Here is a 23,685-nt window from a genome sequence, read left to right as displayed (position 1 = left end):
CTAGAAGGGGCTATTTCATGCTGGATAATTATTTGATTAAGGATTTTACCCTATAGTTCTTTCGTACAGATAAAAAAATAAAATCAGTAAGATTGAAAATGCATCATCGCTACGCCATTTCATAGCTGCCTGTATAAAGCAGTTTTTTCTAAAAAAACTATAGGAATTTAAATACAAACAAATATTTTATCGGATTATGAAAGGAGCTGAGCTGTTTTATGATTTATAAATTGGATAAAAGAGACTACTACAAAATAAAAAGGTTACTACAAACACCTGATCAGAAGAATGATTTAACATTAAATTCCATAATTAATGGTATGAACAGAGGGACAATTTATGTAGACAATCTGCAAGAACCCAATACAGCACTAATAGATGTAACAGGAATAAGCAGTATTTTTATTGGGAATGCGACTAATCAACAGTTTATTGATTCTTTACGAGATTTTCTTGATAATGAATTAAAAATGGATACTTATGAATCGTGTGGTGGAACCTGGTTTATTGCAGTCATAAAAGATGAGATATGGGAACAAGTAGTAGAAAATGTTATTGCTGATAAAGAATACGAACCAGATTATGAGTTGTATTATCAATTCAATCCTAAGGCTTTCGTTTCCTTAAAAGAGCAATACAAACCTTTACCGGATAATTATCTAATAAAAAAAATTGATACCGAAGTCATTAAGAACGATCCAGATGGAATTCTTTCTGACGTATTAGAAGAGGTTTGGTATTCAATTGAAGACTTTAATACTCATGGACTGGGATATTGTATCCTAAGGGATAATAAAATAGTAAGTGCATGTTTTTCTTGCTGTGTACACGAGAATAAGCATGAAATTAGTGTTGAAACATACGACGAGAAACACATGAATAAAGGATTAGCAACTTTAGTATGTTCAGCATATTTAGATGATTGTATAAAAAATGGACTAGTACCCCAATGGTCAACGATGGAAACAAACCTTGAATCTAAACGTTTAGCAAAAAAATTGGGCTTTGAATTTGAGTCAAAACTAAAAACATTGGAGTTTGAATGGAAATGATTATGAGATACTCTTTAAAAGTATATAATATTAAAAATTTAGAAAATTTTTTCTGCTGTAACTTTGAAAAAACTATCCTATAATCAGCAACATGATCACGTTTATTTCATTGGAATGGATTTGCAGTCACCAATACTCAAATAAATAAAATCTGTTTGTAATGTATCTATTTTTCCTCTGCACAATTTCTTCTTATTTATAGTTTATAGTATAAATCGTCAGCGTTTTACAAAGTAGAAAGAATGAAGAAATTAGAGGTGAATAAAATGAAATTAAAAGCTTTTGCTGTAACTTTACTTACTACGGTTGTCCTAGGTGCTTGCAATGGAGAGAGTACTAATGACGATAATCCTAGAAAAGAAGTGGAGATGCAAAATATTAAGGAGTTGGTGAATGAATATAGCGGGGACAAAACTAAAGACGAATCTGCTTCAATCACATCAAACCAGCTGATTGTAACTGATAAAGAAGGAATTGAGTCAGCATATGCTTTGCCAGAAGACGAATTTTTTGTTTCTGTAGCTCCTTACATAAATGAAACTCACCCTTGTACTAACCATAGCTTGACGGGGTGCCAAGGAGAACTGGCTAATAAGGATATAGCTGTCTATATTGAAGACTCAAAAGGTAATGTGCTAGTGGACGAAAGCATGAAAACTCTAGCAAATGGATTTATTGATTTATGGCTACCTCGTGACCAAACGTATAACATAAAAATGGAGCACAAAGGCAAAACGGTAGAATCGATATTTTCTACTTATGAAAGCGATGGCACTTGCATTACAACAATGCAATTAAAATAGAAAAAAGTAGGGTTGTCCAAAAAGTCAGTGAAAGCTGATTATTTGTGGCAACCCTTTCCTTTTTAGATTTTTAAAATGCTAGGTTTAGTTTTGCAATAAGGTTGCGATGTTTATAAAAAAGATACGGTGTTTTTAGCATATTCGAATTGTTAAATGCAACTCAAACGATTTAGTTAATGGATCCATTTCATCTTTGATTGATAAGAAATATCTTTATGATTTAATTCACCATCTTATGTAAAACCTCAGTCCTTTTGACAGGAAAAGGAGTAGTTAAGAGCCAAATAATCACGAATGATTTTAGGATGTCCGCCATTTTCAAGACAAATTTTACTCGCAATTTTAATTTCCTTCTGATTATAGTGAGATTGCGCACCAATTAAAAAGATGCCTGACAGTATCAATAATGTGCCAATCCCCAAAACATATTTTATGACTCTTTTCAATACACGTACCTCCATTTCAAAAGTAATCGCTATCCCCAGTATATGTTGAACGATGAAAGCAATATGTTTATTGACATGATGTATACAAATTAGAAATTGGAGCATTAGGTGGCTATAGTGGCATCTGCCTGGCGAGAGGAATTGAAGATGTGGGGCACATTAACCTCACTAGAGTTAGAGGAAAAATATGCACAAGGAAAATGATGAGCCCTATTTAGCGTACTGTATAAAAATAGAAAATACTGGTGCGTTAATGGTCACGGATAGTCGGGTAGTGTTGCTGATCCAGAGATAACACCAAAACGCTATACAGCCATCATGAAGAAATTTAATGAGCTGGTGGCAGTCCACCCGCAACTGGAGTCCATCCTTTGACCAATTGGGGATGGCATAACCGTTTCTAAAGTAAAAAAATAATAAAGGTAAAACCTCCTTTATGGTAAAGTATGGTTAGTAACCCAAAAAGGAGAGATGCTTTTGAAACAAGCGTTAATTGTGATTGATGCACAGCAAGAACTAATGGAAGGTAATCAGGAGGAACAAGCTGTTTATCGTAAAGACGAATTAGTAGAGACCATCAATAAGGTGATTAACAAGGCAATCGAAGAAAATGCTCAAATTATTTTTGTTCGTGATCAAGATGTAGCTGGTGGGGAGGGAGCTGGCTTTCAAGTACATAAAAAAATCCATGTTCCCACATCAGCTGTCTTTTTTGATAAACTTGCTACCAATGCATTCTACAACACGGGTTTGCTGGACTATTTAAAGGTTCATGATGTGAAGCACTTGGTAATGATGGGGTGTAAAACCGAGCACTGTGTAGATACCGCCGTCAGAACTGCCACTGTTCAAGGCTTTGATGTCACAGTTGTCGGTGATGGACATTCGACGAACGGCTCCAAGGTTTTAGAACCAGGCGCAATAATCGCACATCATAATGACTTATTACATGGTCATTACAATGTTGACCATTTCTCCCTTGTGCGTCATTCCGACGAAGATTTATTTGAGCCGAGCCATTCAACCTATCGCTAACATAAGAATGACCAAGAATTTTAGTTCTTGGTCATTCCTTTTACTTTCTAAAACATCCAATCTACTACATGAAAGACGTTATGCTATAGCAAAAGCTTGTCCAAAAGGATAGATTTTTTTTAGAAATGGAACAGGTAACTTATTGGATATAGTAAAACTGGGATACAAGTTATATGGAAACCTTCTTCTTCATAGGGCCACTGTACGACCAGTGACCCTAAGTATCAAGTCAGGAGGTGTAAGGCTAAAATTAGCTTTACACTATTATATATATGTGAAAGTAGCTTTGAAAGTTAGTGATCTGCCTGTTCGATAGATTATTTTTTGAAAGGCGACTAATTAGGGCACAATATGTCGGATGACATCATTCTATTCTTGCTATTGTTGTGTAAAGGGAGGTTATTCAAGTGGATTCATGCACACGATTGAATGAAGCAATTGCCTATATTGAGGCCAATTTGACAAACGATATTGACATGAGGGAAGTAGCAAGAAAAGCGTATTGTTCAGAGTATCACTTTAAAAGAATGTTTTCATTTCTAGCTGGTATCTCACTATCTGAATACATTCGTCGGCGACGTTTGACACTGGCTGCTCTTGATTTGTCGAACGCCTCTTTGAGAATCCTTGATATAGCTGTTATGTACGGCTATAGCTCAGCAGATGCTTTTACACGAGCTTTTCAGCACTTACATGGAATGACACCCTCAGAGGCAAGGCAAACTGGTCAAACATTTAAAGCTTTCCCACGGATGACCTTCCAACTTACCATCCAAGGAGGAAAAGAAATGAATTACCGACTCGAGCAAAAAGAAGCCTTTCACATTGTTGGCTTGATGAAACGTGTACCGATTATTTTTCAGGGAGAAAATCCGGACATTGTGAAAATGGCGCAATCTCTAACAATTACAGATATTGAGCAGCTTAAAAAGCTGTCCAATGTGGAACCTAAGGGCATCATCCAAGCCTCTACAAATTTTTCAGAGGGGCGAATGGAGGAGAAGGGAGAACTCGATCATTATATTGGAGTAGCTACTACAGAAGCAACAAACCCTGGGTACTTTTGTCAGCTTGCTGTCCCTGCGAATACATGGGTAGTCTTTACAGTGGTAGGACCATTCCCGCAAACACTTCAGGAATCGTGGGGCCGCATTTATGCCGAATGGTTTCCGTCTTCTGGCTATAATCAGGTGGCTGGCCCTGAAATTGTCAGTCATGCGAGCACTGATTTCTCCTCACCAACCTTTACAAGTGAAATATGGATACCCATTCACAAAAAAGAGCCTCTTGCATAATGCACGGCTCTTTAATGTATTTTTGTGCCATTTGGTACGTGCTGATCAGGTGTTAACAGGATAACGTCTCCCTCTTCGGGCACTCCACCAATCACTAACACCTCTGACTTAAAACCGGCAACTCGGCGTGGAGGAAAATTAACAATGGCTACAACTTGCTTTCCGACCATTGCCTCTGGCGTATACCGTTTTGTAATTTGGGCGGAAGACTGTTTAATGCCGATCTCCTCCCCAAAATCGATGTTCATTTTAATAGCAGGAACACGCGCTTTTGGTAGCTCCTGTGCCTGCAAAACTGTACCAACTCGTAGATCAAGCGCTGTAAAATCTTCAAATGTGGCCAATAGACAACTCTCCTTCATTTAACTATATTATCATGCTAACATTGTATGGGAAATTATTCAAAATAAAAAGAAGAGCACATAGAGTGCCCTTCTTTTCTTAACGACGATGCTCCACCAGGTCAATAGCTCCTAACACAATATGAGCTAAACCAAAGCCAAAAATGGTGTTGGCCACCATTTTATTAGAACCATGCTTTTGCTTCATGGCATATCCTGCCGCTGTGACAGCCGACCCGAGAATAGTTGGGATTAAACCTTCACGAACATTATTCATAAAATTGATCCCTCCGTCGTATGATTCGGTATGAGTTTCATACCATACTTACTATGAACGTTTGGAGCTTATCCTATACGAATAAATAGTAGAGGAAAAATACTCGTTTGTTATTTATTGTTGAATCGGTTCTACTTCTATTTGATCGACCATAAATTCGTTCTTCGTATGATCGAATGTATAGGTAATATGGAAATCAGCCACATTTATAGGAAATACGCTAGCTGCAAGGGTCAATTTTATTCGTTGGTTTTCTATATAATAAATCGTTATTGCACCAAAACCTAGCTGATCCTGCTGTATTTCTAGCTCTGGATCGATTTTATAGTCAAAGTGATATTCCTTGCCAAATGCTCGACCCGTAATATTTAATGTTTCAAAGTCTTTTTTCACAACGTTTGACTCCATATGTTGAGCAACAATTTCCTCATAATGAGGAACCTTTATTTCTTGTAAGTCCTGATCTACTACATGAATATCATAATTATCTAGCCCCGTTCCTCTACCAGTCTGAAGGATAATAACAGCTTCCTCATCGCCGTCATCTGTCATATCTATGTAAAACACTTGAGACTCGGTTCCTGTATCATCAGGGTTGTTCCAATTAAAGTCCTTCATTTTCCCATTAAACTCCAGTTTTACGCCATCTCCTTACTTATACAGTTTTACTTCTTTATTGGCAGAGGAACCCATTCATGTGGCATCAGCATGTGTTGGACTATAAGCTTTTTTTAAAGTTTTTTCTTCTGTGGGATTTTCTTTTTGATCTGAATGGCAACCTGAAAACAAAATAGCACTCAACAATAGCAACGCACCCATTTCTTTTTTCAATTTGTATCTACTCCTTTTGTATTCTTTGGAAAACCGTCGACTTTGCTCATCGCAACGATTTATAAATAAAGAAAATTCCTCATTATATTATATAGTGGCTGTAATGAATATGAAAATTTTGGTTTTTTTGAAACGAAAATGAAGCTTCCACCGTATACTACAGAAGGGGTGTGTGGAAATGAAATATGTAGGCATCGGAACGATCATGTCCATCCTAGGTGTTGTATTTTCAATCCTAATATGGGGTACAGAAAAAGCCCATTTCCTTTCGGGGCTTGTAGGTGGAATACTCATTATTTTCGCTTTGTTAATGTCTGGATCAATGGGGAGTGGGGATCGAATGCGGGCCAATTTTGCAACAGAAACCAAAGAAGATAGGGATGAACGTAATCACATCATGAATAACGCTTTATGGTTAGCATTACCGAATATTATTGTCGCTATCTTTGCGTATTATATGTGAAAAAACCGTCTCAATAGAAAGGATGTTGCAGATTTTGGATAAAGAAAAAGATTATTATTCAGAGGCTTCTAGATATACACTTGCAGTTGTTCTCTTCACACTTATTATTTGGGGCATCTATGATTGGCGACATGCAACTCCCAATGGTTTTCAATTTTTATTAATAAACGAAATTGTTATCACCCTTGGCATTACACGATATATGTTGAAGAAGCGAGATCAAAGAAGAAAGCACTCTCAATAATCTTTACATAGGTAATCAATAAAAGTGTCACATCTACCCTAGGTGTGGCTTTTTTTGTTGCATTTAATAGTTAGGAGTACATTTGCAATAGAGAGGTGGTACTATGCAATTAACAGATGGTACACGGACATTTGAAACGGACATAATTGATGAAGCTGCTAGAAAAAAAGAACGTGATGAGCAGGAGCGGGAGATGCTTAATGCATTTGCTCGCTACGCATACCTTCGATACAAGCAAATACGGGATAAGGTTAATCCACGTAAATGCAAATACATGTATATCCATCAAGTTCGTCAACAATTAACTTCACCAGCAAGACTGCAACGTGTTTGCAATCTTTTAAGTATGACTGATGAAGAAATACTTTATATTGTAGAATTTGTCCGCAAGTATTTGAAATACGTCAAATAAAAGCCTCATCATCGGATGGGGTTTTTTTACATAATTTCTAGGGAGAATTGTTTCTCAATCACCCACTCCATATAGTATGATGAACGTGGATAAAGGAGTGAAGCGATTTTGAGATTCATGAAATGGTTAGTTGTTTTTATTATTTTCATTGGTATAGTTGGCTATGGTGTATTACATTTTGGCACGAAATTTGCGTCAGAAAAAATTGTCAATACACTCTCAACAGAATTAGAGAATAGTGGACAAAAGGAAGAAATCAAAAATACAATTGAAAACGATCCGGAGTTAAAAGCCTATATGGAAGAGGCGAAAACGGTAGATAGTAGTACGTTACCTTTTACGTCGAAAGAAGAGGCTACTAAAGTAATCATTCAAAAAGTAGGCATTACAGAGCTAAATGATATTCGTGTGAAATTACAGGACGGCTCCATGACGAAGGAAGAGGCATTACAACAGGTAGAAGGCAAATTATCAGATGAAGAAATAGCTGCATTAAAAGTTATTATCTATAAAGAACTATACGAATAAAACAAGGCACACTCAACATTGGCAGTGAGCGTTGCAGCAGAGGCACTTACGAAATGGTAAGTGTCTTTTTTTGTCCATGTATTCAGAAGAACACCCTCAAAAAAAGGACCATAAATTCTAGCGAAATAAAAAATTAGAAAAATTTGTCCCTTTTTATAGCATAAACTTTTATATAGATAGTACAGAGAGTAATTGTGGAGGAGGGGGATAGCCATGATCTACAGAGTAGTGAAGAACGATAACTTTGTGGTATTGGACAAGGGCTTTTTAAATAATGACCAATTAAGTTGGAAGGCAAAGGGATTGCTTGCCTATATGCTGTCATTGCCAGATGATTGGGATTTTTGTCTGACAGATTTGGCGACACGTAGTAAATGTGGACGTGACGGGACTGCTAGCATTGTTAATGAACTGATTCGGGAAGGTTATCTTCAAAAGGTACAGGAGCGAGCAAAGGATGGAAAATTCAGCAAGGTGGAGTTTGTCGTTTTTGAAGTCTCTAACCGTGCTGCCCAGCCGTCAACGGGTTATCCGTCAACGGCCGCACCACAAACGGAAAAGCCCACACAACTAAATAATAAATTACTAAATAACCAATTACTAAACAATAAAGATGATAATCAACAATCACAGACAGCCTACTACTTTTTCGAACAACAAGGCTTTGGCTCTCTGTCGGCGTATATGACTGCAAAAATTCATTCCTGGCTAAACATTTTTTCAGAGGAAATAGTCATCCATGCGATGAAGCTAGCTGTGGAGCACAATGTATTGTGCTGGCGGTATGTTGAGAAGATATTGCAAAATTGGCATCATAAACAACTAAAGACCATGGCAGATATTGCTTCAGACCAAATGCGCTTTCATGCCCAGAAGAAAAAAGTGACGGACATGCCAGCCAAGAGACGTCAAGAGATTATTCCACAGTGGTTTCACCATCGTCATGAAGAGGAACGGCCACAGCAGCCAGCCATTAATTTTGAAGCAGAGCGGCAAAAAATATTAGCGCTGCTCGAAAGTGGCTAAACGACCTGCTGATCGGGATACCATAAAGGCCTCACGGAGGAAAAGTAAGCATGATCCTGTAAAATTAGCTGAATTCTGGCTAACGCATCGTCAAATGATTGCGGATCATATTGGCGTGTCCAGGCAATGGTTGAAATGACATTTATGGCAGCATATAAGGCATATAGTCGCCAAAACTCATCATCTGGTGGCTGGGTGAAATACCCATTTATTTGCCCGATGCAATAGGGGACACTATGCCGTCTACTAAACAGGGCTAGATTATAAAAATCATGATAGGGATCACCTACATCATAGCCATTAAAATCAATAACCCCATTAAAACTATTTTGGTGGCAAATAATGTGCCCAAGGTGGTAATCATCATGAAGAAGGGTAGTTGGGCGTTGTCTTAATAGCGGCCAATGTTCTTCTATAAAGTACAATAATTTAGCCTCTTGCGGAATTTGATAAGAATCCTGCTGATAGGCTTGTAAATAATTAGTAAATTTCTCTTTTTGTAACGTCTCCCAATGGATAGTTTTTGGTGATTTCACCTGATGAATTTTTCTTAATTCTTTCCCAGCCATTAGACCGAGATGATACTGCTCTGTGTCCGAAAGCTGAAGAATGATTTCATCCGCAGGGGAGCCTATTAAATAGCTCATCACCATCGCTGAAAGATGGTCGTCCGGGAGGACCATATATTCAATGGCCTTATGTGTTTGAACTCCCTGGAGCTCTAAGTCCTGTAGCAAAGTAAATTCAATCCATCTTTTCTCTTGGTGTGCGAGATCGGAGAGGCGTACAAAATAAGGCGTATCATTAACGGTTACGACATATTTGGTATCAGAGGAATAGCCTTTGTCGATTTTTTTAATAGCCGTGTAACCGTGTAGGCTAGTTAATCGATTCATGATATTTTCTACAATCACTTTATCTCTCTCCTTCATTCAGTTTAGAAGATACAAAATACTATATGGAGCCGTTCTTTGTCAATGCACCTGTTGAAGTGAAATGATCATTTATTCATCATTTTAAATAATAGTCATGAGCACAACTAACTAGAAAAAATGGTGTAGCTTGCATTTATTAGAATAAGTGAATGTCACTCTCATCCTTCATTCACTTTATATGTGTAGCAGCAAAAAAGGTGAAATAGAGCAGTCATCCATTCAGCCCATCAGTCAACCATGGCAAATAGCTAGCCTGTCGCAATAAAACTAGTTGTCCATTCACCCCTATAATCGTCAGAACTATTGATGAATAGCATGGTGGTCATTCGCAAAGAAATGATAGGAAAGGATGGTGCATAATGAGTTATGTGATTGAATTGCAGATGATGTCAGGATTACCTAATCAACCGCTCACCGCCATTAAGTACGTGGTAGCACATGAATCGGGTAATAGCACTAACACTGGTCCAAATGCATTAGAAAATGAAATTGCCTATATGAATAAAAATAAAGCCAATGCCTTCGTTTCTCACTGGGTAGGGGGTGGCGGACGCATTGTGCAAATAGCACCAGTTAATCGCGTTCAATATGGTTGTGGCCCTAAAGGGAATCCATATAGCTATGCCCAAGTAGAGCTAGCGCGGACTTCTGATAAGGAACAATTTAAAAAAGATTACGCAGCATATATTTGGTTATTGCGCAAAATGGCTATAGAGGCAGGGATTCCCACTATTTTAGATGGTACTGGCAACGGCATCAAATCCCATCGTTGGATAGCTGATAATTTGGGCGGCACCACACACAAAGATCCGTTTGCCTATTTAATAAGTATGGGTATTAGCGAAGCACAGTTCCAGCAAGATTTAAAAAATGGCCTGGAGGAGGGGTTAACAATGTCACAATATAATGAGTTGAAGCAGGAAATAGAAGCTTTAAAAAGCGTATTAGCTACAAAAGCTAGTTTACTATACGATCGAGAAGTAGCCGCATCTCATAAAGAAGCGTGGGAATGGGCTATTAGAGAAGGCATTATCCGAGGCGATGGCAGTAAAAATATGAATCCGGCAGGGGTTCTCACACGTGAGCAAATGGCTACTATGCTCAAACGTTATTACGATAAATTTGTCGATAATAAATAACTATGCTATAATAAAGAAAGGATAAAGTTCGTTGAAACAGCGTGCTTTATCTTTTTTTTTTAAAGATCTTTAGAACTTTTGTCGAAATAAAAAGAAGAGAGGCGGGGGTTAGGATGTTAACGAAAATAAGAAAAGTAAAATTTGAGCAGGAAAGAAAAAATCCGTTATATAACGTGGTCATGGAGTGTCCAGAGGGAAAACAACTATATATAAAATTTGATTATACCTATAAGACTAAAAATTTCTGGCCATTAGAAGTAAATTATAATAAAAAAAATTATGGCGCCAAATTGGCATGGTATACAAATGAAGTTGAAAATATGACAGTTGCTGCATTTTTAGAGAAAATAGCTAATAAAATTAATAAAAAATATCAGTTCGAGTTAGAACAACACTAAAAAAGCAGCATCCTTCCAAGGAAGCTGCTTTTTGTTTGTCCATTATTTTGTTGTAATATAGACGGTTAATTTGGCTTCATCAAATGTTACCTCTGCGCCAAGGGCTTGACTAACAAAGCGTAAAGGCACCATTGTCGTTCCTTGATAAACTTCGGCAGGGTGGCTAAGGCTAATTGTAGATGTCGTTCCATTTGCATCAACATAAGCTGTTTTGTTGCCAACCCCGATAACAATTTTCTTCCCGACCTTCGTCGCAGTTACTTTTTTAGTGGCATTATCATAAGAAACAGTTGCTCCAAGAGCTTCAAAAATTGGTTTCATCGGTACCAATGTTGTGCCATTTTTCATGTAGGCGCTTGGCGTATAACTTTGTTTTACATTATTCAAATAAACGGCTACTTTTGTCAATGCTGGAGCCTGAATTGCTGTTGTGGGCTGTGTATAGCTGCTTTGACCACCTGAGGAGGAACCACTGTCGCTATTCCCATTATGATAATGATAGCCTGTACAAAGACCTTTTGCCTTTGACTTGTCTGAACAATTATGACCACCATTGCTATCGAGACGCCCTGGATGTGCATCAGCAATCGTGGTAGTGGTGAAGAATAGGGTAATCATCGCTAAAAATAAGACTAATTTTTTCATATATATCCTCCTATTATCAAAATATGTAATTATTATACTATCAAAAAGTAAAATTTGGTATGTTTTTATAGTAAAATAGTAGTGAAATATAGGGAAGCTATTACATATCCAAAATGGAAGGCACTAACAGAAAACGGTTAATTCTTTTCGGTTTTTGCAAGAGGCGATGAGGACAGCTGCAAAAGTTGCTATGGTACTTGATGCAAACATAAGACTCATTGCCCTCATAATACTACCGGTCATATCTTCTTGCCTATAAAGAAGTATCATAGACAGTACCCTGTTAGGATAAAGAAAATGATGACTATAGTACAATGCTTGTTCGGTTGTTCTTTGTTGTCGTTACATAAACGCATGAATTCTAAAATAAAATATAGGAAATTAAAAAAATAATGAAAACCAATATTTTTTATGCGATAACAAAAAAAGCATTCATCCGAATGGGATCAATGCTTGTTAGATTGATTCATTAACATCTTACATATTTACGTTTAAAACCAAGCCTTCCTCGATCAAGTTCCTTTTGAATAGTTTCATAGGCATTCAGTGTCGTGCTTTTTTTATTGTCACGCTTCATTTCCACAGGACCAACTGCCTGTGCTATTGCCACAGCTTTTTCGTGGAGGGGTACATAGGAAATCGCCACTGTGTAAAGAAAATTATTCATCGCAGATTTTGTTCGTTCAGGCGCAGTATGAATTGTTTTTTTCACAACCTCTAGCATGCTTGCTAATTTGCTTTCAGAAAATTCGTTATCTTTACGATTTCCTAAAAGCCAGCAATAGCAGCTCCAGCCTGCTGACATTTTCAGTTCCTCACCACTCGCCATCCATGCATCCGCCACCTCTTGTGCAATAGGTGATTCCGCTAAAGTGACTGCCACTACATAATCAGCCAGCATATAAAAGTAAGCCGAATCCATCCATCGATCAAAATCAGCCGCCGTCATCGTTTTTGGATCTGCAATGACACCTGCAAAATACATAGCATCATAGTTGCCAGTCGCATAAAGCTCTTCTGCCAATGCCTGATCGATTTTAATTTTCTTGGCAATCGGCTTCATGGCTCCTGTTGCCACACCAAAAACCGGCTCATGTGCCCCATTCGACATATACATTTTTTTCGTCCGTTCTTTGCCTAGCTCCTTCAGCTCCTGCATCACCATTTCTGCATTCATAGAAGCACTTCCTTTATTATCTGATTTCAACGCTCTTTACTATTATCCTATAGGGCATGCCCTTTTGTCATGATTGAACTAGTTTCGTCTAGAAATGCTTCCATCTTATTCGAATAAAAAATACGCTATTCAAATATAGTTGTTCACGATTAAAGCCTATTCCAAATAAACATAAATTGTGCAGCATCCGCTTCAAGGGCTAGTTGGTGATATTCGGTCGATTCATCCTCTGTAATTAAGCGACCTTTTTGAACATTTAAAATGGCATGTTTAACAGAAGCAGGATGTTCAACGGAGTAGTGAGAATCCTTTAGGAGGGTAAGGGCAGATCGACATTTATGTTTATCAATGCGTTCATTTTTTCCTTTGAAATATAGTTTTATAAGGTAGGGGATGTCATCAACGATTAAACCAAGCTCTGGATTTGAACGGACGATTAAGTCATCACAAACCCAATTAGATTTACCGGGTTCAAACCATTGCACATTTTTGTTTTTAAAAAATTTTAAATAGGCTTTTATAGCTTCTTGATAATTTTTCTGACGAGCAGGGAGGGCATTGTCTACAAGATCGAGAAGGTAGGAGTCATTAAAATGATGTTCATGGTATTTTTTTAACCCTTCGCGTATTGCTTTCCAATAATCCTTAATTGGATGATAATCGCCCTGATATTTAATATCTTTCACAAATTTCGTCTTGGCGGCACTTCCCTTCATCGTGAAGTCCGTAAATTGTGTTAAGCCAATTGATGGCTTTGTCAAAATTGTCATTTTCACATCACCCTTCCTTCATAAAATTACAATGTTATAGATTAGTATTATATTGGTACGAGTAAATTTATATGATTGCTCGAAGACTGAAGAGAGCTGGAATGGCAAGGTTCTACTACTATAGAAAAATCAATTTTTTGAAAAAAGGATGTTTAGATAGGATGTAGCTGGGAATATAAATAGCGAGCTAGTCAATAGCTCAAAAAAAATTAGGAGGAATAGAAAATGGCTAACAAGCAAAACAATCGCAACAGAAACAACAATGAAAACATGACTGTCGAAGAAGCGGGACGTAAAGGCGGAGAAGCTACCTCCAGAAATCATGATCGTGATTTTTATGAAGAAATAGGACGTAAAGGCGGCGAGGCTACGTCTAAAAATCATGGACATGAATTTTATCAAGAGATTGGCCAAAAAGGTGGAGAAGCTACAGCTGACAACCACGGCGAGGAATTTTACGAAGAAATAGGTCGCAAAGGCGGCGAGGCTCGCAGCAAACAGCGTAGTAATAACACTAACCAAAATCGAAGAACTAACAATAATAACTAATCCCTTTAAATAAGATAAGACCCTTCACACACGGGGCGTTTGTAGTTTTTACTACAAGCGCCTTTTTTGTGGAGCATTTCCTCAAGATCTACAGGATTTATTTGTTGAATTTATATGAATTGTAGTATATATTTAATCCGTTTCCATTATAGTTACATGAGATTGTTTGCAGAGGAAATGAGGACGGATCATGACAAAACAACAAAATGAAAAAGAACTATATGATATCATCAACTCCGTTGTGCAGGCTGTTGGCATGCGGATGACTATAAAGCAGGACCATTCAGGAATTAATATGAGCTATAACTTTATTGGGCATTATGTAGGCTTTGATGCCGAGCGATTAATCGAGGCAAAGAATGAGCTGCCACATCCACCTTCACTTGAAGTGTATGTAAAAACAATGACCTTACATGAGCTGGGTCATGCGGTGGATCGTGAAGCATTACAATCATCGCTTCCGCGTACCATTGAAATTTTTACAATGAAAAAACAACATAGCTTACAGGAAATTTATCTTCATGAGCATCTGTTATCTATGTTGCTGGAAGAACATCATATGAATATTCAATTTGAGCAAACTGCATGGGAAAATGCTTGGGCTCTCAATCATAAACATCACTTAGTAAGTGATGAGGATTTTGATTATATAAAGCATTATAGCCTAGCGACCTATAAAAAATTATATGACCAAGATTTACAAGCATATCACCATCTTTTGAACCAGCTTGTACCTCAATTAGCATAGCTAGAAATGATTATTTCATACCTTTCCAAGAATGAGATCGAACCAATTAGGGCAATGTAATACTACTTGGAGGTGATCATTTTGACAAAGGGCAAGCAATATAAACGTCAGTCAGAGTTGGCGGAATTAGCGACAGATTTAAGTCCAGATGATTTAGATGTGCGTGAAGATAATTCTTTAACAAAAGAACAAAAGAAAAATTCAAACGATACGAATCGTGCGAATGAATCATCATCATGTAAATCTCAATCATAATTCACACACCACAATCCATACGATTGTGGTATTATTTTGTCCGTAATTTCACCTATGAGTAGACTAAAGCAGAGAAGATGGTTTGAATCCGTACATACAATGCATAAACAGATACCAAATTAACATCCATTCCTATCAATTACCAGATTTATATAAAAACTATGGGTATAAAGAGAACAGATTCCATTTTTTGCATGCTATAATCATACATAATGAAAGAGGAGGGATGGAAATAGTGGAATTTTTTATTATGTTTATTGGCATCATCATAGTCGTCAGTATCCTTAGTAGCTTTAGCCAAAAATCTAATCAATCCAATGAGGAGATACATGATTTACATTCAACAAACGATTGGAATGGTCATCATTTGCATACTACTACTCACGAGAACCATCATTGTGCTGATAGCTCAACAACTAGTGATTCGTCATGTGGTCCTTCAGGAGATTGAGCAATGAGGAAATCTAATTTAGTAAGAAAGCCTAATGATTATTATTTATCATTAGGCAAATTTATAGAAAGATTGTAGTTTTTTCATCGTAAATAGAAATTATGGCTAAAAGTATGATTTACAGATGACATACTAGATTTATAACAATGAAATAAAGCCTCCTTTAAAGGGGGGAGAGAATGATTTTTAAAATGATAATCATTCCTATAATTAGTATCTCAGCCCGAAGCGTTCCTTGTAATAGCGAATAAGTCCTTTAGACCACCAACTAACCATAGATTATTACCATCCTAAGGTTGTAAAATAAGCTATAGATACAGAGAGAAATTGGAGGGAAAAGATATGATACGATTTGGAAATGATTATGCAGAAGGTGCCCATCCACAAATTTTGCAAAAATTAGTGGAAACCAATGAGGAGCAATCTCCAGGTTATGGGATGGACGAGCATTCGGAAAGAGCTAAAGCCTATGTCAAAAAAGAGATAGCGGCTGAGCAGGCAGACGTTCACTTTTTAGTTGGTGGCACGCAAACGAATACAACTGTCATCGCCTCCATCCTACGTCCTCATCAAGGAGTCATTGCGGCAACTACAGGCCATATTGCTGTCCATGAGACAGGGGCAATTGAAGCGACCGGTCATAAAGTGCTCACTTTGCCTAGCGATGATGGTAAAATAACGGCCGCACAGGTAAAGGCATGCTATGACGCCCACTGGCAAGACAGCACACATGAACATATGGTACAGCCAGGCTTAGTGTACATATCTCATCCAACAGAAAATGGAACAACATATAGTAAAGCAGAGCTAAGTGCAATAAGTAAAGTTTGCCGGGATTGTGGATTGCCATTGTTTCTAGACGGTGCTCGTTTAGGCTATGGTTTAGTAGCAGACGGTAATGATTTATCGTTAAAAGATATTGCTCAGCTTTGCGATGTATTTTATATAGGTGGAACAAAAATGGGCGCCTTATTTGGCGAAGCGGTCGTAATTGTGAATCCAGCTTACCAACGAGATTTTCGCTATATGATCAAACAAAGAGGTGGGCTACTCGCAAAAGGCAGATTACTAGGTCTTCAATTTGAAACATTATTGGAGAATCATCTTTATTTGGATATTGCCCATCATGCGGTAGAGATGGCAATGCTCATTCAGCAGGCGTTTATCCAAAAAGGATTCACCTTACGCTATAATTCAAAAACCAATCAGCAATTCCCCATTTTGCCGAACGATTTACTTAAGAAATTAGGCGAAAAATACTCCTTCTCTGTTTGGGAAACCTTCGATGATACCCATACGGTTGTTCGTTTTTGCACAAGCTGGGCGACAAAAAAAGAAAATGTGGAGCGTTTAATAAAGGACATCGAGCGACTAGCATAATTATTCAACTGCACTTGGACTTCCCGAGTGCAGTTTTTTTCCTATTATTCCCTAAATATTGCTATAATGCAATTAGGAAGAAAGGTGGGGGTGTATGATTAACTACGTAGCATTACTGAGAGGCATTAATGTAGGTGGACATAATAAAATAAAAATGGCTGACTTAAGGGAAGCTCTTATACCACTTGGATTGCAAAATATTCGTACCTATATACAAAGCGGGAATATTCTTTTTGAATCCACCGAATCAGAGGAAGTTTTGCAGAAGATAATTCATGAAACAATCCAAATAAACTTTGATATTACAAGTACAGTCATCATTAGAACCGCTGAGGAACTTCAGCATATCGTCAACAATTGCCCATTTTCTCAGCAAGACATGGCTGACGCTAGTGCCACGGCAATAGGGGAATGCCTTCATGTCGCCTTATTACCTGCTGCCCCTACGGAAGAAAATAGTAATAAATATTTATCATATGTGAATGAGCAAGAGCGTTGTGTCATCATCGGCAGAGAGGTTTATCTTTTATTTTACAATAGCATTCGCAACGCTAAGCTTAGTCAACAATTGCCCAAGCTCGAGGTGCCCGCAACGGTTCGTAATTGGAAAACAATCATGAAGCTTACAACCATGTTTGATTCATGACGCGAGCTCCATTAAGTTTACTCATTTAACCTATTAGTTATTTCATTGTAAAAACGATTCATCAAAAATGCTCATCATCTATCTCTTTATTTTGATGTGGAATTGGGCGAAAAAACTGTATCAATGGGGAAGAAAAATAATAGGGGAAGCATAAAAACGGGAGCAACTAAGGATGCTTTCGTTTTTTTAAATAGATAATAAAAAGGGCTGTAGCGAGATTATTCGCTACAGCCAAGAATTGGTTGACCCTCTGAGGATTTCCAATGTATTATAGCATAATTATTTAGTTCTTGTATAGAAGGGTAGGAATTAGGTGTATGGTCACACTAAATTAACCCTTGAACATTGCACTTTCTAGTAGTTGGTGACTTGAAAAAACACGCACTGTCAACGGATGAGCTGAAAAAGAAAACGATAGCTCAAGCCAGTACATCGACGTTTGTCTTGACAATACCCATGCGCCTTATTTAAATTTCTCCGGCTTAGCCACTTTGATGGATGAAGCTTCCCCACATTTTGTACAAAACGTTAAGATGAGGGGAGATCCAGTAGCCATAATGGAGCCCATCGGCCGTATATTTCCTTCACTGGTGAAACTGCCAATTTGTCCTGAAGCAAAGGCATCGTTTCCACATGCTTTACAATTCAATTTATTGCTTGCCATATGAACACCTCTTTATGTAATATATGTAAATTTTAACATAAAAAGAGAGCGTAGGTAATCGATTAGCTAGTCTTTTTAGTTTAAAAATAAATAGTTTAATGTTAAACTATCTTTCAGGAAGAAAGAGTTGGTTGCTCTTTTTAGTTATAAGGAGGAATTGTAAATGAATCGTGTACAAAATAAAGTAGCATTAGTAACAGGTGGCGCATCAGGGATTGGTTTATCAGCAGCGACCTTATTAGCACAGGAAGGCGCAAAAGTTGTTATTGCCGATTTCAATGTAGAGGGTGCTAAAGAAGCGGCCAGTTCTTTAGTGAAAGAAGGATACGAAGCTTCAGCTATTTTCCTTGATGCAGGAGATGCCTCTTCTATAGAGGCAGCGGTGAACTTCACGGTGGAACAATACGGCACATTCACAGTACTATTTAATAATGTGGGTCTAACGAACTTGCAGAAGGATTTAGATGTTGTCAATCTAGACTTAGATGAATGGGATCGTTTAGTCAATGTGAACTTAAAATCCATTTTACTCGGTAGCCGTTTTGCGATTCCACATATGCAAAAGGCAGGAGGGGGTTCTATTATTAACACAGCTTCCATGGCCGCATTCGCTAGTGATCAAATCCGTACAGCTTATGGGGCTACAAAAGCAGGCGTGGTCAATCTGACGAAGAACATTGCCACTCAATATGGTAAAGATAAAATTCGCTGTAATGCGGTCGCACCAGGTCTCATTTTAACACCAGCAGCGAAAAATAATATGCCAGAAGAAATGCTAGCAATCTATTCTAAATTTAATGCTCTACCGTATCATGGTGAAGCAGATGATATTGGTCATGCAGTGGTATTTTTAGCCTCTGACGAATCGAAATTTATGACAGGTCAAACATTGCAAATTGAAGGTGGGCATTATTTAGCAAACCCAACCATTGCAGACACGAATAACGGGTTAGCTACTCTTAACTAAGTTCTCCATAAAAGAGGTTGTCCCTTAATAGGCAACCTCGATTTAATTGTTTGATTTACATGTTGGGAGCTTGCAACCCGAACTGTGCCCATTCCTCTTTGGCTGGACCATAAATGCCTGGAACAGCTAAGCCTGCTTGACGCATTAGTACAGTCATTTGTCCACGATGATGACTTTGATGTTGCAATAAAAATAATAAGAGGGAGCCGTTAGGGATGGTTTGACCAATAAATTCAATTGTTTCATTCATGGTCTTGTCTGTCCATTGTGTTTTTAAAGCTTCCATAAAGGCATTACTCGCTTGGTAATAGCTATCTGCAATCAATTGTGCTGAAGTAGGAACAGGAAAATCCTCTGCTGGTGCCTCGAATGTTAGATGGGTATTCGCAGAAATAATTCGAATGGCTGTGACCGTATGCCAAGCTATACGTCCTAAAGTCCAATGTTCAGCAGTAATGGCTTGATGAAGCGATTCATCAGTAAGCTGTTGTAATAGTTTTTGCGTAGCAGTGGCCTCAAATGTCCAGGATTGTAAAAAATGCTCTACTGTTTGAAACATAAAAAACCTCCTAAAATGAAATCTTCCATTCAATTATATATTTATTAATAGTGAATGGGATTATTTTCCACAAATTAAGTTCCCAAAAGAAAAACCATATAAAGTATGGCATAAACAGGAAGGGCAGTGGACGTAACGATATACATTATCCATTCACCCATCGTTAGTTTTCTTTTCCATCTCGTTAATTTAAGATGTCGACGATACACCATAGTAGAAATAAGTATGAGTATAAAGGATAGCTCCTTTAAGGAATCTAATAAGGTAATCAAATCATCATCTCCTTTAGGCTGTTGCAATATATGAGCCGAGCTGTATGAACATGACAACAAAATACGTGATATCCGCCAGTAGCTGGTTTAAGAAAAAAGCGCGCCTCTATACAAGATAGAAACGCACATACTGTTACTCTTCGCGAATGACCATAAATACTCCACTAAAAATAAATAGGGAGCCCAACCAAAACGAAAGACCAATCGCTTCACCTAAAAGAAGCCAGCCTAAAATTGTGCCTACAACGGGCTGAAGGAAGAAAAATAAGCCCCCACTAGAAGCATTCATTAGTTGAAGCCCTTTATTCCACAATAAAAAACCTCCAGCAGTTGAAACAATACCTAAGTATAACAAGCCGCCTGAAATTGTAGGCTGTAAAACAACGGATAAATTCAAATCTTTTAGCCTTGGAATGACAAAAGGCGTTAGTAGTATGACGGCAATCAAAGAAGAGTAGGTTGTTACAACAATTTGAGAGTAATGACTTGGAACCTTTTTTACTAGTACTGACATTAATGCCCATGTTAATGCAGCAACCAATAAGTAGAGTCCACCTAATTGTTGGGTTAAATTAATTCCGCCATGGCCTACAATAGCACCAACGCCAATTGTGGCAAGAATAATGGACAATCCTTTTTTCGGCGTTATGTTTTCCTTCAATATGATACGAGCAAAGACCACCATAAAAGCAGGTGTTGTAGCCGTAATAATCGCACCCATTTGGGCAGTGGAAAGCATAGTGCCCATTTCTTGGGTAACTATCGAAATTGTATTCCCAATGAGGCCGACAAGAATAATAAGGAGCCTATCTTTTTTGGCGATTTTCCAAGATTGCTTCATCATAATGCCAATTAAACCAAGCGCTAATACGGCAATCAAATAACGAATCCAAACAAGCTCCAACGGTGGCACGACTTCCACCACTACTTTAACAACTACATACATAGCGCCCAAATGCTCGCCGCAAGCGATAAAAAGAGGGCACCGATAATTTTAATTCTCATGTTTTTTCCTCCGTTTTCATAGATACCTATGTCCTTAACGGAGAAAAAGCGCTTCTACCGTTAAGGAAGAAGAAGTGCTGGAACGTCCTGTTCAAACAATGGAGCATACATCATTTAGATCACACCATCCTATTCATATATTTTTATAAGTACAAGGGAAACGTCATTGATTTCAGCAAGGCGATTCAGATTGAATAGCAATACTAGTTTCGAGCTGTTCTAAACAACGATACACTACTAAAAACAAAGCCTATAAATCCACAAACGAAGAACATATAAGCTACAAGCTGGGACATAGCTTCCAAGTGATTGGTAAAGATTTTATAGGCTCCTACTAAAAATAATGCTAAGCCGCTAACTAAACAGATGAAAATCCTACTCTTAACAGTCATCACATCCCCCCTGAAAATTAGATTGACGAACGAAGCTTGATACATGCCACTTCTTTTTTGCTCTTTTAGGGAATAGTCAGCCTAAAAAAACCTATAAAAGAGGAGGGACACCAATAAAACTAAAATAGCTCCTACTCCATAAACAGAAATAACTGTAATCATGTCCTTTTTCATGAAAACACCACCTAATTTGAAACTTCATCCATCAAAGTGGTTCTTTTTATCACCAGTTTACTAAAAATTGATGCAAGCACTTGCTGAAATAACATGCCAAACACGACAGGCATTGCTACTTTACCCGGGAAGTATGTAGTAGCAACAATGACCCCAACGGCAATATTTCTCATACCGCCAGTATAAACAAAGGTAGCCATATGTGAATAGTCTTTTAGCAAATAGCGACCTATGTAAAAGGCGAAAACATAGCCGGATACAGCAATTAAAAACACTAATAATATCACGAACAATAGGTGTAGATTAAAATCCTTCAAGTATGGAGCGATCGCACTGCTATTAATTAAAATGACAGTAAATAAACATAGCTTTGAAAAAGGTGCAAGCTTCTTTCCAATTTTCTTGGGTATTTCTCCCTTTGACCATTCATTCACCAATATACCGACAATCGTCGGCAAGACAATCATTAAAACTAAGTTAAATACAAGCGATAGAACGTCTAATTCAATTTTTTCACCCGACACAAAGAAGAGAATGAAAGGGAGAATGAATGGAGAAAGTAGCGTATCGATTAAAATTATGGATAAGCCTAATGGTAAGTTTCCTTTGCAAATATTGATCCAGATAACACTTGTAACCCCTGTTGGAAGTGCAACCGCTAAAACAAAGCCGACCGTTAATAAATGGTCGTCAAAGATCACAGTGGATAAGAAATACGCCCATAACGGCATGAATAGGTGAAGAAAAATAATGGAGAAGATAATAAGTCCTGGATGCTTCATAAAGATTTTTACATCTTTAAATTTCATATGTAAGCTTCCTGAGAATGTCATGAATGCAAATAGCCAGGACACGAGGAATAATAAATTTTGTCCCCAGCTTTCAACTAATACACCTAAAATTAAACTTAATGGTGTCAAGATGGCAATGTATTTTTGGAGAAATACATTTAATTTTTCTAACATCAAAAGACCTTCTTTTTCATCTGATTTTATACCTTAATTATAATAATAACAGGAAGAATAGGGGGATAGGCAAATAAAAAAGCAGAAGGTTCGATAGCATCCGGTCTAATAGGCTTACCAGTGATTTATCGCTATTTTCACCAAGACAACGTATAATAAGTGAAGCAGAAGAAAAAGAATTTATTTTTCCTCTAGTCAAAAAAAGAGGTGCAATTACTTGAAACAGTTTGAAACAGCATTACCTGAGCAGTATGAAACATTAAAAAAACAGGCCAATTATACATCTAGCTGGCGAGAGCGTTTAGACGCAGTCGAAAAGTTATCGGCTTATCAACATGACAAAATCATAGATTTATTATTAAATCGTATGCAGCATGATACTGTCTACAAGGTGCAGGTAGCAGCCTATGAAGCACTTGTGGCGCTTGGCGAGGACGTAGAGAAACCATCACCTGCACGTTTTGATATTATCAAGGGAACAGACAAAATTTTCCTGCGGGTTAAAAAAAGCTTGCCGAAGGACCATACAGTGGCAGACTTTGCAGATAAACTAAAACGTATGCGTTTAGATGTCTTTGATGCGTATGAAGGCGACAAAGGTGTACAATTTATGAACTGGTTAGAGGAACGTTGGGCAAAACTGTAATCAATTGTATACCGATTTATGAAGGAAAGTTATTCTCTCCCAATGTAGAGAGAATGGCTTTTTCTTAGCTAAAGCTGCGGTTCAACAAATAATAAAATGTATTACTTTTTTACTTTGCATCAGGGAACGACGCATACTTTACATAACGATCTTTAATTAACCGGCACTTTTTACGAAATAAGGAAAGCATCAGAT

At 37.6% G+C, this 23,685-nt stretch carries 33 protein-coding genes and 2 pseudogenes; 20 read left to right on the top strand and 15 right to left on the bottom strand.

Going from position 1 to position 23,685, the window contains the following annotated elements:
* Positions 1–218: 218 nt before the first annotated feature.
* The gene (locus AC3CH7_RS00790) at positions 219–1,052 is read left to right on the top strand and encodes a GNAT family N-acetyltransferase (protein WP_036166229.1); all 834 of its coding nucleotides are present in this window, start codon (positions 219–221) and stop codon (positions 1,050–1,052) included.
* Between the two features lie 266 nt (positions 1,053–1,318).
* Positions 1,319–1,855, top strand: a complete 537-nt coding sequence (locus tag AC3CH7_RS00785; protein ID WP_051891041.1) for a CueP family metal-binding protein — start codon at positions 1,319–1,321, stop codon at positions 1,853–1,855.
* A gap of 245 nt (positions 1,856–2,100) precedes the next feature.
* Here AC3CH7_RS00785 and AC3CH7_RS00780 read toward each other — a convergent pair whose 3' ends face one another.
* On the bottom strand, positions 2,101–2,301 hold the full coding sequence (locus AC3CH7_RS00780) for a hypothetical protein (RefSeq protein ID WP_036161417.1): 201 nt from the start codon (positions 2,299–2,301) through the stop codon (positions 2,101–2,103).
* Between the two features lie 89 nt (positions 2,302–2,390).
* On the opposite strand from AC3CH7_RS00780, the pseudogene AC3CH7_RS00775 reads away from it, so the two are divergent.
* The 3 genes and pseudogenes from AC3CH7_RS00775 to AC3CH7_RS00765 form a co-directional block, all read left to right on the top strand.
* A pseudogene (locus tag AC3CH7_RS00775) lies at positions 2,391–2,676 on the top strand (O-methyltransferase); the annotation flags it as partial.
* A gap of 102 nt (positions 2,677–2,778) precedes the next feature.
* A complete protein-coding gene (locus AC3CH7_RS00770; RefSeq protein ID WP_036215800.1) occupies positions 2,779–3,336 on the top strand; it encodes an isochorismatase family protein in 558 nt (185 codons plus the stop codon).
* 407 nt (positions 3,337–3,743) lie between these two features.
* The gene (locus tag AC3CH7_RS00765) at positions 3,744–4,631 is read left to right on the top strand and encodes an AraC family transcriptional regulator (RefSeq protein WP_031419916.1); all 888 of its coding nucleotides are present in this window, start codon (positions 3,744–3,746) and stop codon (positions 4,629–4,631) included.
* Positions 4,632–4,642: 11 nt separating this feature from the next.
* Here AC3CH7_RS00765 and csaA read toward each other — a convergent pair whose 3' ends face one another.
* From csaA to AC3CH7_RS00745, 4 genes are all read right to left on the bottom strand, one after another.
* Positions 4,643–4,975, bottom strand: coding sequence for a chaperone CsaA (gene csaA, locus AC3CH7_RS00760; protein WP_012294135.1), 333 nt, complete (start codon positions 4,973–4,975; stop codon positions 4,643–4,645).
* Positions 4,976–5,072: 97 nt separating this feature from the next.
* On the bottom strand, positions 5,073–5,249 hold the full coding sequence (locus AC3CH7_RS00755) for a hypothetical protein (protein ID WP_008179752.1): 177 nt from the start codon (positions 5,247–5,249) through the stop codon (positions 5,073–5,075).
* 114 nt (positions 5,250–5,363) lie between these two features.
* Positions 5,364–5,867: a hypothetical protein gene (locus tag AC3CH7_RS00750; RefSeq protein ID WP_230591334.1), complete on the bottom strand. Its 504-nt coding sequence runs from the start codon at positions 5,865–5,867 to the stop codon at positions 5,364–5,366.
* Between the two features lie 75 nt (positions 5,868–5,942).
* Entirely contained in the window at positions 5,943–6,080 is a 138-nt protein-coding gene (locus tag AC3CH7_RS00745) for a hypothetical protein (protein ID WP_230584385.1), read from the bottom strand.
* A 178-nt stretch (positions 6,081–6,258) separates the two neighbouring features.
* On the opposite strand from AC3CH7_RS00745, the gene AC3CH7_RS00740 reads away from it, so the two are divergent.
* The 5 genes from AC3CH7_RS00740 (at position 6,259) to AC3CH7_RS00720 (ending at position 8,753) form a co-directional block, all read left to right on the top strand.
* Complete coding sequence (locus tag AC3CH7_RS00740; RefSeq protein WP_031419919.1) at positions 6,259–6,543, top strand: DUF5316 domain-containing protein; 285 nt, start codon at positions 6,259–6,261, stop codon at positions 6,541–6,543.
* A 34-nt stretch (positions 6,544–6,577) separates the two neighbouring features.
* Positions 6,578–6,787 (top strand): hypothetical protein, encoded by a 210-nt coding sequence (locus AC3CH7_RS00735; protein ID WP_232900858.1) that lies wholly within the window; start codon positions 6,578–6,580, stop codon positions 6,785–6,787.
* A gap of 103 nt (positions 6,788–6,890) precedes the next feature.
* Positions 6,891–7,199 carry a hypothetical protein gene (locus AC3CH7_RS00730; RefSeq protein ID WP_036166213.1) on the top strand — a complete coding sequence of 103 codons (309 nt, stop codon included), beginning with the start codon at positions 6,891–6,893 and terminating at the stop codon, positions 7,197–7,199.
* A 108-nt stretch (positions 7,200–7,307) separates the two neighbouring features.
* The gene (locus AC3CH7_RS00725) at positions 7,308–7,727 is read left to right on the top strand and encodes a hypothetical protein (protein WP_031419921.1); all 420 of its coding nucleotides are present in this window, start codon (positions 7,308–7,310) and stop codon (positions 7,725–7,727) included.
* Between the two features lie 213 nt (positions 7,728–7,940).
* Positions 7,941–8,753: a DnaD domain protein gene (locus tag AC3CH7_RS00720; RefSeq protein ID WP_197225011.1), complete on the top strand. Its 813-nt coding sequence runs from the start codon at positions 7,941–7,943 to the stop codon at positions 8,751–8,753.
* Here AC3CH7_RS00720 and AC3CH7_RS00715 read toward each other — a convergent pair.
* Positions 8,750–9,667 carry a phosphotransferase family protein gene (locus AC3CH7_RS00715; protein WP_230586165.1) on the bottom strand — a complete coding sequence of 306 codons (918 nt, stop codon included), beginning with the start codon at positions 9,665–9,667 and terminating at the stop codon, positions 8,750–8,752. The genes AC3CH7_RS00720 and AC3CH7_RS00715 overlap by 4 nt on opposite strands.
* Positions 9,668–10,047: 380 nt before the next feature.
* On the opposite strand from AC3CH7_RS00715, the gene AC3CH7_RS00710 reads away from it, so the two are divergent.
* On the top strand, positions 10,048–10,827 hold the full coding sequence (locus AC3CH7_RS00710) for an N-acetylmuramoyl-L-alanine amidase (RefSeq protein WP_036161427.1): 780 nt from the start codon (positions 10,048–10,050) through the stop codon (positions 10,825–10,827).
* A 113-nt stretch (positions 10,828–10,940) separates the two neighbouring features.
* Entirely contained in the window at positions 10,941–11,225 is a 285-nt protein-coding gene (locus AC3CH7_RS00705; protein WP_012294144.1) for a hypothetical protein, read from the top strand.
* Positions 11,226–11,267: 42 nt separating this feature from the next.
* On the opposite strand, the gene AC3CH7_RS00700 is transcribed toward AC3CH7_RS00705, so the two are convergent.
* From AC3CH7_RS00700 to AC3CH7_RS00690, 3 genes are all read right to left on the bottom strand, one after another.
* On the bottom strand, positions 11,268–11,870 hold the full coding sequence (locus tag AC3CH7_RS00700) for a copper amine oxidase N-terminal domain-containing protein (protein WP_012294145.1): 603 nt from the start codon (positions 11,868–11,870) through the stop codon (positions 11,268–11,270).
* Between the two features lie 469 nt (positions 11,871–12,339).
* A complete protein-coding gene (locus tag AC3CH7_RS00695) occupies positions 12,340–13,047 on the bottom strand; it encodes a DNA alkylation repair protein (protein ID WP_036215807.1) in 708 nt (235 codons plus the stop codon).
* Between the two features lie 149 nt (positions 13,048–13,196).
* Complete coding sequence (locus AC3CH7_RS00690; RefSeq protein WP_488381508.1) at positions 13,197–13,817, bottom strand: hypothetical protein; 621 nt, start codon at positions 13,815–13,817, stop codon at positions 13,197–13,199.
* 225 nt (positions 13,818–14,042) lie between these two features.
* Here AC3CH7_RS00690 and AC3CH7_RS00685 point away from each other — a divergent pair, with 225 nt between their 5' ends.
* The 6 genes from AC3CH7_RS00685 to AC3CH7_RS00660 all read left to right on the top strand — a co-directional run bounded on the left by AC3CH7_RS00685 (position 14,043) and on the right by AC3CH7_RS00660 (position 17,846).
* Positions 14,043–14,366, top strand: a complete 324-nt coding sequence (locus AC3CH7_RS00685; protein ID WP_207974139.1) for a KGG domain-containing protein — start codon at positions 14,043–14,045, stop codon at positions 14,364–14,366.
* A gap of 190 nt (positions 14,367–14,556) precedes the next feature.
* Positions 14,557–15,114, top strand: a complete 558-nt coding sequence (locus tag AC3CH7_RS00680; RefSeq protein WP_488381507.1) for an integrase — start codon at positions 14,557–14,559, stop codon at positions 15,112–15,114.
* A 72-nt stretch (positions 15,115–15,186) separates the two neighbouring features.
* The gene (locus AC3CH7_RS00675; protein WP_230584388.1) at positions 15,187–15,369 is read left to right on the top strand and encodes a hypothetical protein; all 183 of its coding nucleotides are present in this window, start codon (positions 15,187–15,189) and stop codon (positions 15,367–15,369) included.
* Positions 15,370–15,698: 329 nt separating this feature from the next.
* Positions 15,699–15,827, top strand: coding sequence for a hypothetical protein (locus tag AC3CH7_RS00670; RefSeq protein ID WP_012294152.1), 129 nt, complete (start codon positions 15,699–15,701; stop codon positions 15,825–15,827).
* A gap of 335 nt (positions 15,828–16,162) precedes the next feature.
* On the top strand, positions 16,163–17,200 hold the full coding sequence (locus AC3CH7_RS00665) for a threonine aldolase family protein (protein WP_488381506.1): 1,038 nt from the start codon (positions 16,163–16,165) through the stop codon (positions 17,198–17,200).
* Between the two features lie 94 nt (positions 17,201–17,294).
* Positions 17,295–17,846, top strand: a complete 552-nt coding sequence (locus AC3CH7_RS00660; protein WP_488381505.1) for a DUF1697 domain-containing protein — start codon at positions 17,295–17,297, stop codon at positions 17,844–17,846.
* A gap of 463 nt (positions 17,847–18,309) precedes the next feature.
* On the opposite strand, the gene AC3CH7_RS00655 is transcribed toward AC3CH7_RS00660, so the two are convergent.
* Positions 18,310–18,510 (bottom strand): hypothetical protein, encoded by a 201-nt coding sequence (locus AC3CH7_RS00655; RefSeq protein ID WP_031419938.1) that lies wholly within the window; start codon positions 18,508–18,510, stop codon positions 18,310–18,312.
* 163 nt (positions 18,511–18,673) lie between these two features.
* Here AC3CH7_RS00655 and AC3CH7_RS00650 point away from each other — a divergent pair, with 163 nt between their 5' ends.
* Complete coding sequence (locus tag AC3CH7_RS00650; RefSeq protein WP_488381504.1) at positions 18,674–19,477, top strand: SDR family NAD(P)-dependent oxidoreductase; 804 nt, start codon at positions 18,674–18,676, stop codon at positions 19,475–19,477.
* Positions 19,478–19,532: 55 nt separating this feature from the next.
* On the opposite strand, the gene AC3CH7_RS00645 is transcribed toward AC3CH7_RS00650, so the two are convergent.
* From AC3CH7_RS00645 to AC3CH7_RS00625, 5 genes and pseudogenes are all read right to left on the bottom strand, one after another.
* Positions 19,533–20,036 carry a DinB family protein gene (locus AC3CH7_RS00645; protein WP_488381503.1) on the bottom strand — a complete coding sequence of 168 codons (504 nt, stop codon included), beginning with the start codon at positions 20,034–20,036 and terminating at the stop codon, positions 19,533–19,535.
* 74 nt (positions 20,037–20,110) lie between these two features.
* Entirely contained in the window at positions 20,111–20,308 is a 198-nt protein-coding gene (locus tag AC3CH7_RS00640) for a hypothetical protein (protein ID WP_232900856.1), read from the bottom strand.
* A 133-nt stretch (positions 20,309–20,441) separates the two neighbouring features.
* Positions 20,442–21,313 (bottom strand): annotated as a pseudogene (locus AC3CH7_RS00635) (DMT family transporter).
* A 203-nt stretch (positions 21,314–21,516) separates the two neighbouring features.
* Positions 21,517–21,705 carry a hypothetical protein gene (locus AC3CH7_RS00630; RefSeq protein WP_031419943.1) on the bottom strand — a complete coding sequence of 63 codons (189 nt, stop codon included), beginning with the start codon at positions 21,703–21,705 and terminating at the stop codon, positions 21,517–21,519.
* 185 nt (positions 21,706–21,890) lie between these two features.
* Complete coding sequence (locus tag AC3CH7_RS00625; protein ID WP_036166190.1) at positions 21,891–22,844, bottom strand: bile acid:sodium symporter family protein; 954 nt, start codon at positions 22,842–22,844, stop codon at positions 21,891–21,893.
* Positions 22,845–23,061: 217 nt separating this feature from the next.
* Between AC3CH7_RS00625 and AC3CH7_RS00620 the strand changes: the two genes are divergently transcribed.
* A complete protein-coding gene (locus tag AC3CH7_RS00620) occupies positions 23,062–23,490 on the top strand; it encodes a HEAT repeat domain-containing protein (protein WP_012294160.1) in 429 nt (142 codons plus the stop codon).
* Positions 23,491–23,685 lie beyond the last annotated feature (195 nt).

It is taken from the genome of Lysinibacillus sp. F12 (assembly GCF_057773605.1).
Note: the sequence above shows the minus strand (reverse complement) of the source record. Positions and strands in the feature narration are given on the sequence as shown.

Excerpts from the sequence above, each read along its gene's own strand:
- AC3CH7_RS00790 (WP_036166229.1), top strand. The coding sequence starts at position 219 with ATGATTTATAAATTGGATAAAAGAGACTACTACAAAATAAAAAGGTTA.
- AC3CH7_RS00785 (WP_051891041.1), top strand. The coding sequence starts at position 1,319 with ATGAAATTAAAAGCTTTTGCTGTAACTTTACTTACTACGGTTGTCCTA.
- AC3CH7_RS00755 (WP_008179752.1), bottom strand. The coding sequence starts at position 5,249 with ATGAATAATGTTCGTGAAGGTTTAATCCCAACTATTCTCGGGTCGGCT.
- AC3CH7_RS00750 (WP_230591334.1), bottom strand. The coding sequence starts at position 5,867 with ATGAAGGACTTTAATTGGAACAACCCTGATGATACAGGAACCGAGTCT.
- AC3CH7_RS00740 (WP_031419919.1), top strand. The coding sequence starts at position 6,259 with ATGAAATATGTAGGCATCGGAACGATCATGTCCATCCTAGGTGTTGTA.
- AC3CH7_RS00730 (WP_036166213.1), top strand. The coding sequence starts at position 6,891 with ATGCAATTAACAGATGGTACACGGACATTTGAAACGGACATAATTGAT.
- AC3CH7_RS00720 (WP_197225011.1), top strand. The coding sequence starts at position 7,941 with ATGATCTACAGAGTAGTGAAGAACGATAACTTTGTGGTATTGGACAAG.
- AC3CH7_RS00710 (WP_036161427.1), top strand. The coding sequence starts at position 10,048 with ATGAGTTATGTGATTGAATTGCAGATGATGTCAGGATTACCTAATCAA.
- AC3CH7_RS00705 (WP_012294144.1), top strand. The coding sequence starts at position 10,941 with ATGTTAACGAAAATAAGAAAAGTAAAATTTGAGCAGGAAAGAAAAAAT.
- AC3CH7_RS00700 (WP_012294145.1), bottom strand. The coding sequence starts at position 11,870 with ATGAAAAAATTAGTCTTATTTTTAGCGATGATTACCCTATTCTTCACC.
- AC3CH7_RS00695 (WP_036215807.1), bottom strand. The coding sequence starts at position 13,047 with ATGAATGCAGAAATGGTGATGCAGGAGCTGAAGGAGCTAGGCAAAGAA.
- AC3CH7_RS00690 (WP_488381508.1), bottom strand. The coding sequence starts at position 13,817 with ATGACAATTTTGACAAAGCCATCAATTGGCTTAACACAATTTACGGAC.
- AC3CH7_RS00685 (WP_207974139.1), top strand. The coding sequence starts at position 14,043 with ATGGCTAACAAGCAAAACAATCGCAACAGAAACAACAATGAAAACATG.
- AC3CH7_RS00680 (WP_488381507.1), top strand. The coding sequence starts at position 14,557 with ATGACAAAACAACAAAATGAAAAAGAACTATATGATATCATCAACTCC.
- AC3CH7_RS00670 (WP_012294152.1), top strand. The coding sequence starts at position 15,699 with ATGATTTACATTCAACAAACGATTGGAATGGTCATCATTTGCATACTA.
- AC3CH7_RS00665 (WP_488381506.1), top strand. The coding sequence starts at position 16,163 with ATGATACGATTTGGAAATGATTATGCAGAAGGTGCCCATCCACAAATT.
- AC3CH7_RS00660 (WP_488381505.1), top strand. The coding sequence starts at position 17,295 with ATGATTAACTACGTAGCATTACTGAGAGGCATTAATGTAGGTGGACAT.
- AC3CH7_RS00655 (WP_031419938.1), bottom strand. The coding sequence starts at position 18,510 with ATGGCAAGCAATAAATTGAATTGTAAAGCATGTGGAAACGATGCCTTT.
- AC3CH7_RS00650 (WP_488381504.1), top strand. The coding sequence starts at position 18,674 with ATGAATCGTGTACAAAATAAAGTAGCATTAGTAACAGGTGGCGCATCA.
- AC3CH7_RS00645 (WP_488381503.1), bottom strand. The coding sequence starts at position 20,036 with ATGTTTCAAACAGTAGAGCATTTTTTACAATCCTGGACATTTGAGGCC.
- AC3CH7_RS00630 (WP_031419943.1), bottom strand. The coding sequence starts at position 21,705 with ATGACTGTTAAGAGTAGGATTTTCATCTGTTTAGTTAGCGGCTTAGCA.
- AC3CH7_RS00625 (WP_036166190.1), bottom strand. The coding sequence starts at position 22,844 with ATGTTAGAAAAATTAAATGTATTTCTCCAAAAATACATTGCCATCTTG.